The organism is Micromonospora nigra (genome assembly GCF_900091585.1).
Classification (GTDB): Bacteria; Actinomycetota; Actinomycetes; order Mycobacteriales; family Micromonosporaceae; genus Micromonospora; species Micromonospora nigra.
The window spans coordinates 1,512,556-1,528,211 of record NZ_FMHT01000003.1 but is presented as its reverse complement, the minus strand read 5'-3'; the positions used below and the strand labels follow the sequence as shown (position 1 = coordinate 1,528,211).

At 73.1% G+C, this 15,656-nt stretch carries 17 protein-coding genes and 1 riboswitch; of the genes, 12 read left to right on the top strand and 5 right to left on the bottom strand.

All coding sequences use genetic code 11. The features are described 5' to 3' along the window. The first annotated feature begins 3 nt into the window (after positions 1 to 3). From ybeY to GA0070616_RS06135, 5 genes are all read left to right on the top strand, one after another. Positions 4 to 477, top strand: coding sequence for an rRNA maturation RNase YbeY (gene ybeY, locus GA0070616_RS06155; protein WP_091077675.1), 474 nt, complete (start codon positions 4 to 6; stop codon positions 475 to 477). After that, complete coding sequence (locus GA0070616_RS06150; protein WP_091077673.1) at positions 453 to 1,862, top strand: hemolysin family protein; 1,410 nt, start codon at positions 453 to 455, stop codon at positions 1,860 to 1,862. Before ybeY ends, GA0070616_RS06150 begins: the two co-directional genes overlap by 25 nt. Next, the gene (locus GA0070616_RS06145; protein ID WP_091077670.1) at positions 1,855 to 2,232 is read left to right on the top strand and encodes a cytidine deaminase; all 378 of its coding nucleotides are present in this window, start codon (positions 1,855 to 1,857) and stop codon (positions 2,230 to 2,232) included. The genes GA0070616_RS06150 and GA0070616_RS06145 overlap by 8 nt, the downstream gene beginning before the upstream one ends. 64 nt (positions 2,233 to 2,296) lie before the next feature. Beyond that, positions 2,297 to 3,193: a GTPase Era gene (era, locus tag GA0070616_RS06140; RefSeq protein WP_091077667.1), complete on the top strand. Its 897-nt coding sequence runs from the start codon at positions 2,297 to 2,299 to the stop codon at positions 3,191 to 3,193. A 148-nt stretch (positions 3,194 to 3,341) separates the two neighbouring features. Then, entirely contained in the window at positions 3,342 to 4,427 is a 1,086-nt protein-coding gene (locus tag GA0070616_RS06135; protein WP_091077663.1) for an acyltransferase family protein, read from the top strand. On the opposite strand, the gene GA0070616_RS06130 is transcribed toward GA0070616_RS06135, so the two are convergent. Then, positions 4,408 to 5,184 (bottom strand): DUF4097 family beta strand repeat-containing protein, encoded by a 777-nt coding sequence (locus tag GA0070616_RS06130; RefSeq protein ID WP_175439992.1) that lies wholly within the window; start codon positions 5,182 to 5,184, stop codon positions 4,408 to 4,410. The two genes, GA0070616_RS06135 and GA0070616_RS06130, sit on opposite strands and share 20 nt — an antisense overlap. Positions 5,185 to 5,286: 102 nt before the next feature. Here GA0070616_RS06130 and recO point away from each other — a divergent pair, with 102 nt between their 5' ends. The 3 genes from recO to GA0070616_RS06115 all read left to right on the top strand — a co-directional run bounded on the left by recO (position 5,287) and on the right by GA0070616_RS06115 (position 7,192). Further along, positions 5,287 to 6,132, top strand: a complete 846-nt coding sequence (recO, locus tag GA0070616_RS06125) for a DNA repair protein RecO (protein WP_245712677.1) — start codon at positions 5,287 to 5,289, stop codon at positions 6,130 to 6,132. After that, positions 6,129 to 6,941: an isoprenyl transferase gene (locus tag GA0070616_RS06120; RefSeq protein WP_091077659.1), complete on the top strand. Its 813-nt coding sequence runs from the start codon at positions 6,129 to 6,131 to the stop codon at positions 6,939 to 6,941. The genes recO and GA0070616_RS06120 overlap by 4 nt, the downstream gene beginning before the upstream one ends. 65 nt (positions 6,942 to 7,006) lie before the next feature. Continuing rightward, positions 7,007 to 7,192 carry a hypothetical protein gene (locus tag GA0070616_RS06115; RefSeq protein ID WP_091077655.1) on the top strand — a complete coding sequence of 62 codons (186 nt, stop codon included), beginning with the start codon at positions 7,007 to 7,009 and terminating at the stop codon, positions 7,190 to 7,192. A gap of 94 nt (positions 7,193 to 7,286) precedes the next feature. Here GA0070616_RS06115 and gndA read toward each other — a convergent pair whose 3' ends face one another. The 4 genes from gndA to GA0070616_RS06095 all read right to left on the bottom strand — a co-directional run bounded on the left by gndA (position 7,287) and on the right by GA0070616_RS06095 (position 11,911). Further along, entirely contained in the window at positions 7,287 to 8,732 is a 1,446-nt protein-coding gene (gene gndA / locus GA0070616_RS06110) for an NADP-dependent phosphogluconate dehydrogenase (protein WP_091077652.1), read from the bottom strand. A 213-nt stretch (positions 8,733 to 8,945) separates the two neighbouring features. Next, the gene (locus GA0070616_RS06105; RefSeq protein ID WP_091077648.1) at positions 8,946 to 9,743 is read right to left on the bottom strand and encodes an energy-coupling factor transporter transmembrane component T family protein; all 798 of its coding nucleotides are present in this window, start codon (positions 9,741 to 9,743) and stop codon (positions 8,946 to 8,948) included. Then, positions 9,740 to 11,278 (bottom strand): ABC transporter ATP-binding protein, encoded by a 1,539-nt coding sequence (locus GA0070616_RS06100; protein WP_091077644.1) that lies wholly within the window; start codon positions 11,276 to 11,278, stop codon positions 9,740 to 9,742. Before GA0070616_RS06100 ends, GA0070616_RS06105 begins: the two co-directional genes overlap by 4 nt. A 42-nt stretch (positions 11,279 to 11,320) precedes the next feature. Further along, positions 11,321 to 11,911, bottom strand: a complete 591-nt coding sequence (locus GA0070616_RS06095; RefSeq protein ID WP_091077641.1) for an ECF transporter S component — start codon at positions 11,909 to 11,911, stop codon at positions 11,321 to 11,323. Between the two features lie 73 nt (positions 11,912 to 11,984). Further along, positions 11,985 to 12,089, bottom strand: a riboswitch (TPP riboswitch). A 177-nt stretch (positions 12,090 to 12,266) separates the two neighbouring features. On the opposite strand from GA0070616_RS06095, the gene GA0070616_RS06090 reads away from it, so the two are divergent. The 4 genes from GA0070616_RS06090 (at position 12,267) to GA0070616_RS06075 (ending at position 15,570) form a co-directional block, all read left to right on the top strand. After that, a complete protein-coding gene (locus GA0070616_RS06090; RefSeq protein WP_091077637.1) occupies positions 12,267 to 13,313 on the top strand; it encodes a permease in 1,047 nt (348 codons plus the stop codon). After that, positions 13,310 to 14,113 carry a TIGR03943 family putative permease subunit gene (locus GA0070616_RS06085; RefSeq protein WP_091077633.1) on the top strand — a complete coding sequence of 268 codons (804 nt, stop codon included), beginning with the start codon at positions 13,310 to 13,312 and terminating at the stop codon, positions 14,111 to 14,113. The genes GA0070616_RS06090 and GA0070616_RS06085 overlap by 4 nt, the downstream gene beginning before the upstream one ends. Before the next feature lie 32 nt (positions 14,114 to 14,145). Next, positions 14,146 to 14,970, top strand: a complete 825-nt coding sequence (locus GA0070616_RS06080) for an alpha/beta fold hydrolase (protein ID WP_091077630.1) — start codon at positions 14,146 to 14,148, stop codon at positions 14,968 to 14,970. Positions 14,971 to 15,075: 105 nt separating this feature from the next. After that, positions 15,076 to 15,570: a DUF6328 family protein gene (locus tag GA0070616_RS06075; protein WP_091077626.1), complete on the top strand. Its 495-nt coding sequence runs from the start codon at positions 15,076 to 15,078 to the stop codon at positions 15,568 to 15,570. Positions 15,571 to 15,656: the final 86 nt, after the last annotated feature.

Here is a 15,656-nt window from a genome sequence, read left to right as displayed (position 1 = left end):
AAGTTGTCCATCGAGATCGCCAACGAGTCCGGGGTCGACGTCGACACCGACGCCGTGCTCGCCGTCGCCCGGCACGCCCTCGACGAGATGGGGGTCAACCCCCTCGCCGAGCTGTCCGTGTTGCTGGTCGACATCGAGTACATGGCCGAGTTGAACCACCGCTGGATGGGCGGTGACGGGCCGACCGACGTGCTGGCCTTCCCCATGGACGAGGGCAGCGTCGACCACGGCCCCGGGGAGAGCACGGCAGCCGGTACCGAGCCGGCCCTGCTCGGCGACATCGTGCTCTGCCCCGAGGTGGCGGCGAAGCAGGCCGCCGCAGCCGGCCACGCGGCCGCCGACGAGCTGCACCTGCTCACCGTGCACGGGGTACTGCACCTGCTCGGCTACGACCACGCGGAGCCGGAGGAGGAACGGGAGATGTTCGGGCTCCAGGCCAAGCTGTTGGACAGCTGGCGGTCGACCCGGTCCCGATGATGTCCACTCCGTTGTCCGCGGCGGCCCCTGCCGGCCTGCCCGACCTGCAACTGATCGTCTTCGCGGCCGGGCTGGTGGTGCTGGCCGGGGTGATCGCGATGACGGAGGCCGCCCTGGCCGCGGTCTCCCCGGCCCGCGCCGCCGAACTCGCCCGGGACGGGGCGCGTGGCGCGCGTACCCTCCAGGTGGTCGCCGGTGACGTGGTCCGTCACCTCAACCTGTTGCTGTTGCTGCGGTTGCTGGCCGAGCTGACGGCGACCACCCTGGTCGCTCTCGTCGCTGTCGACAGCTTCGGCGCGGGCTGGCGCGCGGCGCTGGTCACCGCCGGGGCGATGACCGTGATCAGCTTCGTCGTGGTGGGGGTGGGCCCGCGCACGTTGGGCCGGCAGCACGCGTACGCGGTGGGCCGTGCCGCCGCTCCGCTGGTGCGCTGGCTGGGTCGGGTGCTCAACCCGCTGGCGTCCCTGCTGATCCTGATCGGCAACGCGGTGACCCCGGGTCGTGGTTTCCGGGAGGGCCCGTTCGCCACCCAGGTGGAGCTGCGGGAGCTGGTCGACCTAGCCGAGCAGCGCGGTGTCGTGGAGCACGGTGAGCGTCAGATGATCCACTCGGTGTTCGCCCTGGGCGACACGATCGCTCGCGAGGTGATGGTGCCCCGCACCGAGATGGTGTGGATCGAGCGGCACAAGACACTCGCCCAGGCCCTGGCCCTCTTCCTGCGCTCCGGCTTCTCCCGGATCCCGGTGATCGGCGAGAGCGTCGACGACGTGCTCGGTGTGCTCTACCTGAAGGACCTGATCCGTCGTACCCAGGGCGGCGCGCCGGAGGACCGTCGGCTTCCCGTCGCCGAGCTGATGCGTCCGGCCACCTTCGTGCCGGAGTCCAAGCCGGTCGACGACCTGCTGTCGGAGATGCAGGCGGCCCGCAACCACCTGGTGATCGTGGTCGACGAGTACGGCGGCACGGGTGGCCTGGTCACCATCGAGGACATCCTGGAGGAGATCGTCGGTGAGATCACCGACGAGTACGATGTCGAACGCCCACCGGTCGAGCACCTGACGGACGGGGCGGTGCGGGTGACCGCACGGCTGCCCGTGGAGGATCTGGGCGAGCTGTTCGACACCGAACTGCCCGCCGAGGAGGTCGAGACCGTCGGTGGTCTGCTCGCCCAGTCCCTGGGCCGGGTTCCGATCCCCGGGGCCGAGGCCGAGGTGGCCGGGCTCCGGCTGCTCGCCGAGGGCACCACCGGTCGCCGCAACCGGATCGACACCGTGCTGGTGCGTCGGGTCGCGGCGGCCGACCCGCAGGACGAATCCGGCGGCGCGCGGACCGCGTCCCGGGGCGACACCGACCGATCCGAGGAGAGGCAACCCGCCGATGCCTGAGACACCCACCGCGCCGGCCGTCCGGCCCGTCGGCTCCGCACTGAGCGCCGAGGACGGCAAGCTGGTCGTTCTGGCCCGGGGAGCCCGGGGAAGGGTCGGTGCCGTGGAGGGCGCCGCCGTACGCGACCAGGACGGTCGCACGTACGCGGCGGCCAGCGTCGCCCTGCCCTCGCTGACCGTCACCGCGCTCCAGTTGGCGGTGGCGTCGGCGGTGGCTGCGGGTGCGACCCGGCTGGAGGCCGCCGTGGTGGTGACGGAGGCGTCGACCGTGGACGGCGCGGGGTACGCGGCGGTGCGCGACCTCGCCGTCGACGCGCCGGTCCACCTGGCCGCGCCGGACGGCACGGTCCTGGGCACGGTGTCCGAGTGACGGTGCGGACCGTGGGGCCCGGGGCGGCCCCGCGCGTCGGCGCGCAGCGGATCGGGGTGGCGCGGTGAGTGATCGTGGGGAGCGGCCCTACCGGGCCGGGTTCGCCTGTTTCGTCGGGCGGCCCAACGCCGGCAAGTCGACGTTGACCAACGCGATCGTCGGCCAGAAGATCGCGATCACGTCGAACAAGCCGCAGACCACCCGGCACGTCATCCGTGCGGTGCTGCACCGGCCGGATTCGCAGCTGGTGCTGGTCGACACCCCCGGCCTGCACCGACCCCGGACGCTGCTCGGGGAGCGCCTCAACGACCTGGTCCGGCAGACCTGGAGCGAGGTCGACGTGATCGGGCTGTGCATCCCCGCCGACGAGGCGGTCGGCCGGGGTGACCGGTTCATCACGGGTGAGCTCGCCGAGCTGAAGGCCACCGTGCTCGCGGTGGTCACCAAGACGGACCTGGTGGACAAGAAGCGGCTGGCCGAGCAGTTGCTGGCGGTCAGCGAGCTGGGTGAGTTCGCCGCCGTCGTGCCGGTCAGTGCGGTCTCCGGCCACCAGGTCGACACCCTGGTCGACGTGATGACCGGCTACCTCCCTCCGTCGCCGCAGCTCTACCCCGACGACATGCTCACCGAGGACCCGGAGCAGGTGCTGGTCGCGGAGCTGATCCGGGAGGCCGCGTTGGAGGGCGTGCGCGACGAGTTGCCGCACTCGATCGCGGTGGTCGTGGAGGAGATGGTCCCCGAGGGCCAGCTCATGAAGATCTACGCCGACGTGTACGTGGAGCGGCCCAGCCAGAAGGCCATCGTCATCGGGCACCGGGCGAGCCGGCTCAAGGATGTCGGTATCCGGGCGCGGCGGCAGATCGAGGAGTTGCTCGGCATCCGCGTCTACCTGGACCTGCACGTACGGGTGGCGAAGGACTGGCAGCGCGATCCGAAGCAGTTGCGCAAGCTCGGTTTCTGACCGCGTCCTGCCGGGGGGATCACCACACCCCCAAACGGTCAGGTCTATGGCGACTGTCACTCTTCTCCTGGATCCTTCGTCGTTTCACGACGGTCCGGCGCAGGGTAGAAACATATGCTCCCTGCCCGCCGGACATAGATGCAGGCTGATGAGAAACAGATACCTGGACCTGTTGCGGTTCCTGGCCATCGTGCGGGTCGTCGTCTACCACGTCACCGGGTGGGCCACGCTGACCCTGCTCTTCCCGGCCATGTCGGTGATGTTCGCGCTCGCCGGATCGTTGATGGCGGCGTCGCTGCGGCGGTCCGGCGGTCCGGCGGTCGGTAGGCGCCTCCGCCGCCTGCTGCCGTCGCTGTGGGTGCTCGCCGCCGTGTTCGTGCCGGCGATGCTGCTCACCGGGCTGCCGCTGAGCCCACGGGTACTGCTCTGGCTCTTCCCGGTGGTGGACCCGCCCGCCAACGGGTGGGGGGCGTTGGCCCTGAGCCCCATCTGGTACCTGCGGGACTACCTGTGGTTCGTGCTCGCCTCGCCGGTCGCCCTGTGGCTGTACCGGCGGGCCCCCCTGCCCACCCTCGTCGCCCCGTACCTGCTGCTCGCGACGATCGAGTTCGACCTGTATTCGAACGCGCCCGTGGTGGCCCGGCACTTCGGCCTGTACTTCGGCGCCTGGCTGCTCGGCTTCGCCCACCAGGACGGAACGCTGCGCCGCCTCGGCAACCGGGTGCTGTGGCCGGTCGTGCTGGTCCTGGCCACCGTCGGCGGCACCTGGCTGGTCACGCATCCGGGGCCGCGCGGGTACGACCTGAACGACAACCCGTTCGGCAACGCGCTCTGGTCGGCCGCCTTCATCCTCGTGCTCCTCGGCCGAGGGCCGGCGGGTGCGCAGTGGATCGACCGCAGCCCGGTGTTCGGCCGCGTCGTCACCGTGTTCAACCGTCGCGCGCTGACCGTCTACCTGTGGCACATGGCGTTCGTGGTCGCCCTGACCCCGCTGGTGGACGTGGTCGGCTGGTCCCACCAGGACCCGATCGGCCTGGCGATCCGGGTGGCGCTGGTGTTCCTGCTGGTCGGGCTGGTCACCGCGCTGGTCGGCTGGGTCGAGGACGTGGCCGCCGGCCGCCGGCCGGAGCTGCTCCCCGGCGGTCCCCGGCCCCGCCCGGCCGGGAGCGTGGTGCCGGAGCAGCGCCGCCGCCCGGTGGAGGACGGCACGGGCGTCAGCGTTGGATCACCCTGATGTCACCGCTGCCCGTGGCCACGTCCAGCACCAGCGGCGCGCCCAGGCGGTGCAGCACCCCCAGCTCGACGTCACCCGAACCCGCCTCGGAACGCACCTGGTATGCGGCTGCGGGCACCGTCACCTCCACGTCGCCGCTGGAGGCGTGCGCCCGCACCGAGTTCGGCTGGTCCAGCTCCACCGTGACGTGACCGGAGCTGGCCTCCGCGTCGACCCGTCCGGCGATCCGGGTGGCGGTCACGTTCCCCGACGAGGCGCGCAGCGTGACGGGTGCGGCGACGTCGTACACCTCGATGTAGCCCGACCCCGTCTCCACCCGCACCGCCCCGCCGGCCCCCGCTATCCGGACGTTGCCCGAGCCCACCCGCAGCTGCACCGCACCGACCCCGCTCAGGTCGACGTTCCCGGCACCGCTCTCGCCCTCGACGGCGACGCCCGCGCCGACGGTCACCTCGTAGGAGATGCTGCACAGGTTGCCGCAGTCGGTGTCCAGCACCAGCTCGCCGCCGGTCACCTCGTACGTCGCGTCGGGTTGCGTGCCCTGGTAGCGCAGGCTGCGCTTGACGCGTACCTCGGCGGGGTCGCCGGAGGCCCGGACCACCACGTCCCCCGCGCCGGGAAGCACCCGGACCGAGGTGACCTTCACCGGCTCGACGGTGTCGAAGTCGAGCTGCCGGAAGGAGAGGTTGTCACACCCGGCGAGGACGATCAGGGCGGCGGTCGCGGCGGTCGCGGCGACGATGCGGTGCAGGGCCATGGCGAGCACGCTACGACCGATGCCCGCCGCCGCACATCCGGGTCGCCCCGACCGTGTACCCCGAGCCGACCCTGACGTCGCACCCCGAGGGAGAATGGCCGGATGGCCGGGTACCGCCGACAGCTCTACCGCGACGACGCGGTGGTTCTGCGTGTGCAGAAGCTCGGTGAGTCCGACCGCATCATCACCCTGCTCACCCGGCGACACGGCCGGCTGCGCGCCGTCGCCCGGGGCGTGCGGCGCACCACCAGCAGGTTCGGCGCGCGGCTGGAGCCCTTCGGTCACGTCGACCTGCAACTGGCCGGCGATCCCAAGGGGGAGACGGGCAGTTCCCTGCACACGGTCAGCCAGGTCGAGGGGATCGACCTCTACGGCAAGCGGTTCCTCGGCGACTACCCCCGCTACACGGCGGCCAGCGCCGTCGCCGAGACCGCCGAGCGGCTCACCCCCGTCGAGCGGGAGCCGTCACTGCGGCTGTTCCAGCTGACCCTCGGCGCGTTGCGGGCCCTCGCCGAGGGCAGCCACGCCACCACCCTCGTGCTCGACGCGTACCTGCTGCGCGGCATGGCCCTCGCCGGCTGGGCGCCGGCCCTGACCGCCTGCGCCGTCTGCGGCACGCCGGGGCGGCACCGGGCGTTCTCCGTACCGGCGGGCGGGGCCGTCTGCCCCGACTGCCGGCCCCCCGGCGCGGCCCACCCCGCGCCTGCCACCATCGACCTGATGTCCGCTCTGACCAGCGGCGACTGGCGGATCGCCGACGCCACCGAGACCGGGGTACGCCGCGAGTGCAGCGGCCTGGTCGCGGCGCACCTGCAATGGCACCTGGAACGCGCGCTACGCTCGCTGCCGCTGGTCGACCGGGGCGGCCCGGAGACCGGGCCGGTCCCGCCGCGCGCGGGTGCCCCGGCCCCGCGCCGGCAGGACGGGAACAGGGAGAGAGCCGAGTGATCCGATCGACGAGGGCCGGCCGGCGTACGCCGACGCCGCCCACCCCACACCCGTCGGGTGCCCGCCCGCCGGCACTCCCGCCGGATGCGGTGCCCCGGCACGTCGCCGTGGTGATGGACGGCAACGGGCGGTGGGCGAAGGATCGCGGACTGCCCCGCACGAAGGGCCACGAGGCGGGGGAGTTCTCCCTGTTCGACACGATCGAGGGCGCGATCGAGCTGGGCATTCCCTACCTGTCGGCGTACGCCTTCTCCACCGAGAACTGGCGGCGCTCGCCCGACGAGGTGCGGTTCCTGATGGGCTTCAACCGGGACGTCATCCGCCGCCGCCGCGACCAACTCGTCGACCTGGGCGTCCGGGTGGTCTGGTCGGGCCGGGCGGGGCGGCTGTGGAAGAGCGTCATCTCCGAGTTGCAGACCGCCGAGGAGATGTCCCGGGGCAACTCGACGCTGACGTTGCAGTTCTGCGTGAACTACGGCGGGCAGGCCGAGATCGCCGACGCCGCCGCCGCGATCGCCCGCGACGTCGCCGCCGGGAGGCTGGATCCGGCGAAGGTCACCGAGAAGACGGTGGCGAAGTACCTCTACCATCCCGAGATCCCCGAGGTGGACCTGTTCCTGCGCCCCTCCGGGGAGCAGCGGACGTCGAACTTCCTGCTCTGGCAGACGGCGTACGCGGAGCTGGTCTTCCTCGACACCCTCTGGCCCGACTTCGACCGCCGCCACCTGTGGTACGCCTGCGAGCTGTACGCCCAGCGGGACCGCCGGTTCGGGGGCGCACTGCCCAATCCGGTGGCACCGACCACCTGAGGGCTTATCGGAGGGCGATCCGGGGTATCCCTGTCGTCACGAGCCACTGACGGAGGTGAACCCACATGATCCAGAAGCGCATTGCCCAGTGGGCGATGATGGCCATCGCGGTCCCCGTGGCCGCAGCCGGCGCCCGCCGGCTGAGCCACGCGCTGGAGGCCCGACGTGGTGCCTCCGGGATCACCCGCCTGCTCAACAAGGGCGCCGACATGCTCCGCCCGCAGAAGGCCAAGCGTCGTCGCTTCTTCTGACGCGCCGCAACCCGCGTCGTCGCGGCTGGCCCACCGACTCCGACGCCCCGCTGTGCTGACCTGCCAGCGGGGCGTCGGAGTCGGTGAGCGCCGGTCAGGCGTCGACCTCGGTGCGGTCGGGGGTGGCCCAGAGGGTGTGGAACGAGCCGTCCCGGTCGACCCGGCGGTAGGTGTGCGCGCCGAAGTTGTCCCGTAGCCCCTGGATGAGGGCGGCCGGCAGGCGCTCCGCGCGCATCGCGTCGAAGTAGGCCAGTGACGAGGCGAACGCCGGTGCGGGCACCCCGGCCCGCGCCGCCTCGGCCACGACCCGCCGCCAGCTCGGCACCCCGTCACGGACCGTGTCGGCGAACCACGGGGCCACCAGCAGGGTGGGCAGGTCGGGCTGGTCGTCGTACGCCTGCTTGATCCGGTCGAGGAAGCGGGCCCGGATGATGCAGCCGCCGCGCCAGATGGTGGCCGTGCCGCCCAGGTCGATGTTCCAGTCGTACTCGGCGCTGCCGGCGCGGATCTGGTCGAAGCCCTGCGCGTACGCGACGATCTTGCTGGCCAGCAGCGCGCGTCGCACGTCCTCGACGAAGGCGTCCCGGTCGGTGACCTGCCACTTCTCGCTGGTGTCGGGGAACGCCCGCGCCGCGGCCTCCCGCTGGCCGACATGCCCGGACAGCGACCGGGCGAAGGTCGCCTCGGCGATGCCGGTGATCGGGATGCCCAGGTCGAGGGCGATCTGCACCGTCCATCGGCCGGTGCCCTTCTGCTCGGCCCGGTCCTGCACCACGTCGACGAAGGCCCGCCCGGTGGCGGCGTCGGTGTGCGCCAGCACGTCGGCGGTGATCTCGATCAGGAAGGACTCCAGCTCGCCGGAGTTCCACTCCCGGAAGATCTCCGCGATCTCCGCCGGCTCCGCCCCGAGCCCGGCCCGCAGCAGGTCGTACGCCTCGGCGATGAGCTGCATGTCGGCGTACTCGATGCCGTTGTGGACCATCTTGACGAAGTGCCCGGCACCGTCCGGCCCGACGTGCCGGCAGCACGGCTCGCCCTCGACCTGCGCGGCGATCTTCTCGAAGATCGGCCCGAGCTTGCGGTACGACTCGGCCGAACCGCCCGGCATGATGCTCGGCCCGAGCAGGGCGCCCTCCTCGCCGCCGGACACGCCGGTGCCGACGAAGTGCAGCCCGTGGGCCCGCAGCGCCTCCTCCCGGCGCCGGGTGTCGGCGAAGTGGGCGTTGCCGCAGTCGATGACGATGTCACCGGCCTCCAACAGCGGCACCAACTCGTCGATCACGGCGTCCGTCGGGCCGCCGGCCTTCACCATGACGATCACCGCGCGGGGCCGCTCCAGCGCCGCCACGAAGTCCGCCAGGGACTCCGCCGGCACGAAGGTGCCCTCGTCGCCGTGCTCGGCCACCAGGGCGCGGGTGCGTTCCGGCGAGCGGTTGTGCACCGCCACGGTGAACCCGTTGCGGGCCAGGTTCCGGGCCAGGTTCCGCCCCATCACCGCCAGCCCGGTCACACCGATCTGCGCCGTCGCCCGATCCGCCATCCTCGTCGCCACCTCTCACGTCGGTCAGTAGTGCTGCGACCGTATCGCGGGCGGCGGATATCCGCGCTGTCGTCTCGACGGGCGGGCAGCGGGGAGTCGCCGTGGGCAGCGGATGTTCCAGAAGGTGGACCCTCCTTCGCCGGTGCCGGCTCCCGTCCGCCCGGCGCCGGGCGCACCCCGGCCCGCTGCGCCGTCCGGGGGAGGGCCACCGGCTCAGACGATCGGGCGGAAGGTGCCGAGCAGCACGCTGACGGTCAGCGCCCCGCCGGCCAGCAGCACCGCCCCCACGACCAGCAGCGCGTCGGCCATCCCGAAGTGCTGCCGCCGGGCGACCGTGCGGGGCGTGCCCGCGTCGAAGCCCCGGGCGTCCATCGCCACGGCCAGCCGGGTGCCCCGGCGGATCGCGCCGACCAGCAGCGTGAACGCGGTCGAGACGAACAGCCGCAGCCTGGCCACCGGGTTGCGTCCGGCCTCGACACCGCGCGACCGGCGCGCCATGCTGATCATCTGCCACTCCTGCCCGAGCAGTGGCACCAGGCGGAACGCGGCCAGCGCCCCCACCGCGAAGCGGGCCGGCGCCCGCACGTTCTGCACCAGCGCGTCGGCCAGGTCCGTCGGGTCGGTGGTGGCGAAGACGATCACCCCGGGCAGCGCGACGGCGAACGTCCGCAGCACCAGGCCGAGGGCGGTCAGCAGCACCCCGGAGGTCACCACCGCCGGACCGGCCTCCAGCAGCACCCGCCCCGAACGGTCGGCCGCGAACAGCACCAGGGTGACGACGACCCCGACGGCGCTGACCAGCAGGGGCCAGGCGCGGCGCAGCAGCAGGCCGGCGCGTACCCCGAACAGCGGCAGCAGCGCCATCTCGACGCCGATCGCGATGGCCGGTGTGACCGGGTCCAGGGTCGCCACCAGGATCAGCGAGAACAGCAGTGCCGCGGCCAGCTTGGCGACCGGGTTGCGCCGGGCCAGGGGCGCGTCCGGCCGGGCGACCGGCTCGACGCCGATCACCGGCCCGCCCAGCCGGGCTGGTTCGGGGCGTCCGGGGCGTCCAAGGTGTCCGGGGCCTCCGGGGCCTCCGGGGCCTCCGGGGCGTCCGGAGCCATGCCCGACGGGTCGGCCGGGCCGGGTGTCGACGGGCCCAGGGCGACGGTGCGGTCGGCCAGCGCGGCCACGAAGTCGATGTCGTGGGTCACCGCGACCAGACCGTGCCCGGCGTCGCGCAGGTCGGCGAAGAGGTCCAGCAGTTCCCGCCAGGTGCGCCGGTCCTGACCGAAGGTGGGCTCGTCGCAGATCAGCAGGCGGGGGGCGGTGGCAAGGGCCGTCGCGACGCTCAGCCGCCGCGCCTCGCCGCCCGAGAGGGTGTACGGGTTGGCCCCGGCGAGCCGGGTCAGCCGCAGCCGTTCCAGCAGGGTGTCCACGGTGGACCGGACGGCGGCGTCGGGCTGGCCGGCGCGGCGTGGGCCCAACGCGAGTTCGTCGAAGACGGTGCGGGCGACGAACTGGTGCTCGGGGTCCTGGAACACCGAGCCGATCCGGTCGGCCAGGGCGGGGCCCCGCCACCGGTGCGGCGGGGTGCGGGTGTCGGCTCCGGCCAGGGCCCGACTTGCGGTGACCCGCCCAAGGCCCGGCCGGAGCAGCCCGCCGAGCAGCAGCGCCAGCGTGGACTTGCCGGTGCCGTTGCGGCCGAGCACCGCCAGGGCCTCACCGGCGCGTACGGTCAGGTCGGTGGCGGCCAGCCGGGGCGGCAGGCCGAGCCGGTCGGCGGTGAGCAGCACGTCGCCGGCCGGGTTGCGGGCGCGGCGGGGCGGCACGGTGCGGCCGGGCACCCACACCCCCTCGGCGGCGAGGGCGTCCCCGTACCGGCCGAAGACGTCGTCAGGCGGGCCGTCGGCACGGACACCGCCGCCCGGGTCGAGGACGACCACCCGGTCGACCAGCGGCAGCGCCTCGGCCACCCGGTGCTCGACGAGGACCAGGGTGGTGTCGGCGTCCATCGCCCGACCGATCGCCTCCCGCACCAACGCCGCCCCGGCCGGGTCGAGGTTGGCGGTGGGTTCGTCGAGCAGCAGCAGGCGCGGCCGCAGGGCCAGCGCCCCGGCCAGGGCCAGCCGCTGCTGTTCGCCGCCGGACAGGGCGGCGGTGAGCCGGTCCCGCCGGTACGGGAAGCCGACCCGGTGCAGGGCCTCGTCCACCCGGGGCCAGATCTCCCCGGCCGGCACACCCCGGTTCTCCAGCCCGAACGCCACGTCGTCGCCGCAGCGCGCCATCACCAACTGGGTCTCGGGATCCTGGAAGACGATGCCGACCCGTTCGCGGGCGTCGCGGGGTTCCAGCCCGTCGACGGTGACGTCGCCCTCCCGTTCACCGGAGTCGTCGGGCAGCAGCCCCGCGAGGGCGGCCAGCAGGGTGCTCTTGCCCGCACCGGATGGTCCGAGCAGCAGCACCCGCTCGCCGGGCCGCACCCGCAGGTCGACCTGCCGGACGGCCCAGGCGCGTCGCCCGGCGTGCCGCCACCCGAACCCCCGCAGGTCGACGCCGCTCATCCCACCTCCTCGTGGCCCGGCTCGCCGGTTCAGTCGGTCGGGTCAGACGAGGGCACGGTCGCGGCCGGCGGGGAACCGGTCGAGGACGCCGGTGGTGGCCAGGGCGCGGGTCAGGGCGTACGCCCCGGCGCCGGCGAGCACGGTCGCGCTGAGGATGGTGATCAGCGCGTAGGGGATCCGGTAGCTGGTCAGGTCGGTGGCCACGTTCCAGTAGAAGAAGTCGAACAGCGCGGCGCCGAGGCCGGTCAGCGCGCCGGCCAGCAGCGCGGTGGGCAACCGGAAGGTGCGGTACCGGAAGGCGGCGAACGCCAGCTCCGCGCCGAGGCCCTGGGACAGGCCCTGCACGATGGTCAGCGCACCCCACTGGCTGCCGAGCAGAGCGGAGACGATCGCGGCCAGCAGCTCGCAGTAGACCGCCGCTCCCGGCTTGCGGATGACCAGCCCGCCGAGCACGGCGGGCACCAGCCACATGCCGTAGATCAGCGCCTGGGCCGGTGGGAAGAAGGCGAAGGCGGCCTCGGTAGCGCTCCAGAGCAGGCCCCAGGCCCAGAAGATCACGCCGAAGGCGACGGCGATGACGGAGGCGACGACGATGTCGATCGTGCGCCAACGGTTGGTGTCGGTGTGCTTCATGCGGTTGCTCCCCAGTCCGTGGTGAACCAGGCAAGACGCACGCCGCGCCCGGTGGTGGCCGGACGACGGCGCGGCTGGAGGTCGACCGAACTCCCTGCGCTGGCATTACCCAGATCAGGTTCGAGGGTCTGCGGGCGGACCCGCACTCTCAGCGCTGCGCGCTCCCCTGTCGGAGGTGACGTTGTCGCACCGACGCTAACACCAGCGAAGATCATCAGGCAAAGTGATCTTTCCGCAGGTCATGGCGACGCACCTTCGAGGCCGCGAACCCGCCGAAGGGTGTGACATCCATCGACGTGAACGGCTGCACGCGGTAACCTCATGCCGCCGATCCGGACGGGCAGAGGACGAACACGTGAGCACAGACACCCAGCACTCCGCGCCGCCCGGCGAGCCGCCCGGGCGCGCCCCCGCCCCGCCCGACGCCCCGGCCGACGACCGGCGGCTGTTCGGTGGCCGGATCGGCTCGGTCGAGGTCCTCGCCGCGCTGCTGGTCCTCCTGATCATCTTCCGGGCGCCGCTGGCCACCGCTCTCGCCGAGCCCCGGTTGCAGACCTGGACCACCGTCTTCGTCTCGATCATGGTGCAGGCGGTGCCGTTCCTCGCCTTCGGCGTGGTGTTGTCGGCCGTGATCGCGGTCTACGTGCCCCGCTCCTTCTGGGCGAAGGCGCTGCCGAAGCATCCCGCGCTCGCCGTGCCGGCGGCCAGTGCGGCCGGCGTGGTGCTGCCCGGCTGCGAGTGCGGCGCGGTGCCGATCGCCGGGTCGCTCATGCGTCGGGGAGTCACCCCGGCCGCCGCCCTGGCCTTCCTGCTGGCCGCCCCGGCGATCAACCCGATCGTGCTCACCGCCACCGCGGTCGCCTTCCCGAACAACCCGGAGATGGTCCTGGCCCGGGGGCTGGCCAGCCTGATCGTGGCGATGGTCATGGGCTGGCTGTGGCTGCGCCTCGGCCGCGCGGACTGGATCCGGCTGCCCCGCCGGCCCGAGCTGGACGACGCCTCGCGCGGGCGCGCCTTCTGGGCGGCCGTCCGACACGACGTCACCCACGCCGGGGGCTTCCTGGTGCTCGGCGCGATGGCCGCCGCCAGCATCAACGTGCTGGTGCCCGAGCGGTGGCTGCAGACCCTCGCCGACAACGCCTGGCTGTCGGTGCTGGCCCTCGCGGTCCTCGCCGTGCTGCTGTCGCTCTGCTCGGAGGCGGACGCCTTCGTGGCGGCCTCGCTGTCGCAGTTCTCCCTCACGTCCCGACTCGTCTTCCTGGTGGTGGGGCCGATGGTCGATCTCAAGCTGATCTCGATGCAGGCGGGGGTGTTCGGCCGCCGGTTCGCCTTCCGGTTCGCCCCGACCACCTTCGCGGTGGCCGTGCTGGTGGCCGTGGGCGCCGGGGCGGTGCTGCTGTGAACCGGCAGGCGCAGGCGGTCGTCCTGCTCCTGCTCGGCGGCGCGGTGGTCCGGGCCAGCGTCACCGACCTCTACCTGCGCTACGTCAAGGAGGGGCTGCGTCCCTTCCTGATCGCCGCCGGCCTGCTGCTGATCGTCGCCGCCGTGATGACCCTGTGGTACGAGCTGCGCCCGGCCGCCCGGGTGGCCGTCCCGGCGGGGAGCCCGGACGTGGCCGGTGACGTGCCGGCGGGCGGCCCGGGGAACGCCGGGCACGGACCCGCCGTGGCCGGGTCGGAGCACGACGGGCACGGCCACGGTCACCACGAGCCGCGGGTCGGCTGGCTGCTGATCCTGCCCGTGCTCGGGTTGCTGCTCGTCGCGCCGCCGGCCCTCGGGTCGTACGCGGCGGGGCAGGCGGGCACGGCGCTGGCCAGCCAGCAGCAGTCGGACTACCCGCCCCTGCCCGACGGCGATCCGGTGCAGGTGAGCGTGCTCGACTACGCCTCCCGGGCGCTGTTCGACAAGGGCGCCTCGATCGGTGGTCGGCGGGTGATGCTCACCGGCTTCGTCGCCGCCGGCCCCGACGGCCAGCCCATCCTGGCCCGGATGGTGATGTCCTGCTGCGCCGCCGACGGCCGGCCGGTCAAGCTCGGGCTGACCGGCGACGTGCCGGCCGGGCTGGCGAACGACACCTGGATCGAGGTGACCGGCCGCTACAGCGACCGGCTGGGCCGCGACCCGGTCAACGACGCGGAGATCCCCTTCATCGAGGTGGAGTCCTGGCGGCAGGTGCCCACCCCCCGGCGTCAGTACGAGTGACCCCGGGGCGGCCCGCGGGTAGGGTGCCGATCATGCGAATCGCAGCCAGGGGCTTGGAGTTCGAGGTACGCGTCGGCGGTCCGGAGGGCGGTGAGCCCGTCCTGCTGCTGCACGGCTTCCCGCAGCACTCCGGCGAGTGGGACGACGTGGTGCCCGCCCTGCACGCCGCCGGACTGCGCACGTACGCGCTGGACCAGCGGGGATACTCGCCCGGGGCCCGGCCGGCTGCGGTCAAGGCGTACCGGATGCCGGAGCTGGTCGCCGACGCGGTGGCCGTGCTGGACGCCCTCGGCGTCGAGGCCGCGCACGTGGTCGGTCACGACTGGGGTGCGGTGGTCGCCTGGAAGCTGGCCGCCGGGCACACGGACCGGGTCCGCACACTGACCGCCGTGTCGGTGCCGCACCCGGCCGCCATGGCGCACGCGCTGACCACCGACACGCGGCAGAAGGCGCGCTCGGCGTACATGGTGCTGTTCCGTCAGACGGGCCGGGCGGAGCGGGCGCTGCTGGCGCTGAAGGGGTTCGGCCTGCGCCGGTTGCTGCGCGGGGTGGGCGGCCGGGCGAGGGTGGCGGCGTACGCGGATCCGATGCGCGAGCCGGGCGCGTTGACCGCCGCGCTGAACTGGTACCGGGCCATGTCCCGGAGGGACATGGCCACCACCGGGCCGGTGCCGGTGCCGACCACGTACGTCTGGAGCGACCGGGACTTCGCGATCGGCCGCACCGCTGCCGAGGCGTGCGCCGCGCACGTGCCCGGCGACTACCGCTTCGTGGTGCTGCCCGGGGTGACCCACTGGATCCCCGACGAGGCGCCGGCGGCGCTGGCGGAGGCGATCCTGGCCCGGGTGCGGGCCTGACCCGCCGCCCGGTTGGCGAAGCGGTTTCATGCCGCTTCCGTTGGGGCACAAGCGTTCCGCCGGCGTGTCGCACACCGCCGGGGGTACGCTCACCGGAGGTCGCCCGTGTCGAAGGAAACCGAGAAGCAGCGCTGGCAGCGCAACTTCACCGATCTGTTGCAGGAGCTGCGGGTCGCGCAGACCGGCGTGCAGATCCTCTTCGCGTTCCTGCTCACTCTGCCCTTCAGTGCCGGCTTCGAGCGGACGACGCAGTTCCAGAAGGACGTCTACATCGTGGCCCTGCTGGCCGCGGCCGGTGCCACCGCGATGATCATCTCTCCGGTGGCGTTCCACCGGGCGCTGTTCCGGCAGGGGCGCAAGCCGGAACTGGTGCGCTTCGCGCACCGGATGGCCAGCGGCGGGCTGGCCCTGATGCTGATCTCGATGGTCAGCGCGGTGCTGCTGGTCACCGACTTCGTGCTCGACCGGCCGGTCGCCTTCGTGCTCAGCGCGATCACGGCCCTGTGGTTCCTGACGTTCTGGGCCGTGCTGCCGTTCTCCCGGCGCAACTGGGGTGACGACGACGAGGACGACGACGAGGACGACGACCGGATCGCCTGACGCCTCGATATCCCTCGATATTTGCGCGACGCTACCCCTGGGTAACACCCGGGGGTAGCGTCACGTTCGTCGAGCACATGACGCAG

What these genes read in the sequence shown, in the direction of transcription:
- GA0070616_RS06145 (WP_091077670.1), top strand. Translation starts at nt 1,855, where the DNA reads ATGCCTGAGACACCCACCGCGCCGGCCGTCCGGCCCGTCGGCTCCGCA.
- GA0070616_RS06135 (WP_091077663.1), top strand. Translation starts at nt 3,342, where the DNA reads ATGAGAAACAGATACCTGGACCTGTTGCGGTTCCTGGCCATCGTGCGG.
- GA0070616_RS06130 (WP_175439992.1), bottom strand. Translation starts at nt 5,184, where the DNA reads ATGGCCCTGCACCGCATCGTCGCCGCGACCGCCGCGACCGCCGCCCTG.
- recO (WP_245712677.1), top strand. Translation starts at nt 5,287, where the DNA reads ATGGCCGGGTACCGCCGACAGCTCTACCGCGACGACGCGGTGGTTCTG.
- GA0070616_RS06115 (WP_091077655.1), top strand. Translation starts at nt 7,007, where the DNA reads ATGATCCAGAAGCGCATTGCCCAGTGGGCGATGATGGCCATCGCGGTC.
- gndA (WP_091077652.1), bottom strand. Translation starts at nt 8,732, where the DNA reads ATGGCGGATCGGGCGACGGCGCAGATCGGTGTGACCGGGCTGGCGGTG.
- GA0070616_RS06100 (WP_091077644.1), bottom strand. Translation starts at nt 11,278, where the DNA reads ATGAGCGGCGTCGACCTGCGGGGGTTCGGGTGGCGGCACGCCGGGCGA.
- GA0070616_RS06095 (WP_091077641.1), bottom strand. Translation starts at nt 11,911, where the DNA reads ATGAAGCACACCGACACCAACCGTTGGCGCACGATCGACATCGTCGTC.
- GA0070616_RS06080 (WP_091077630.1), top strand. Translation starts at nt 14,146, where the DNA reads ATGCGAATCGCAGCCAGGGGCTTGGAGTTCGAGGTACGCGTCGGCGGT.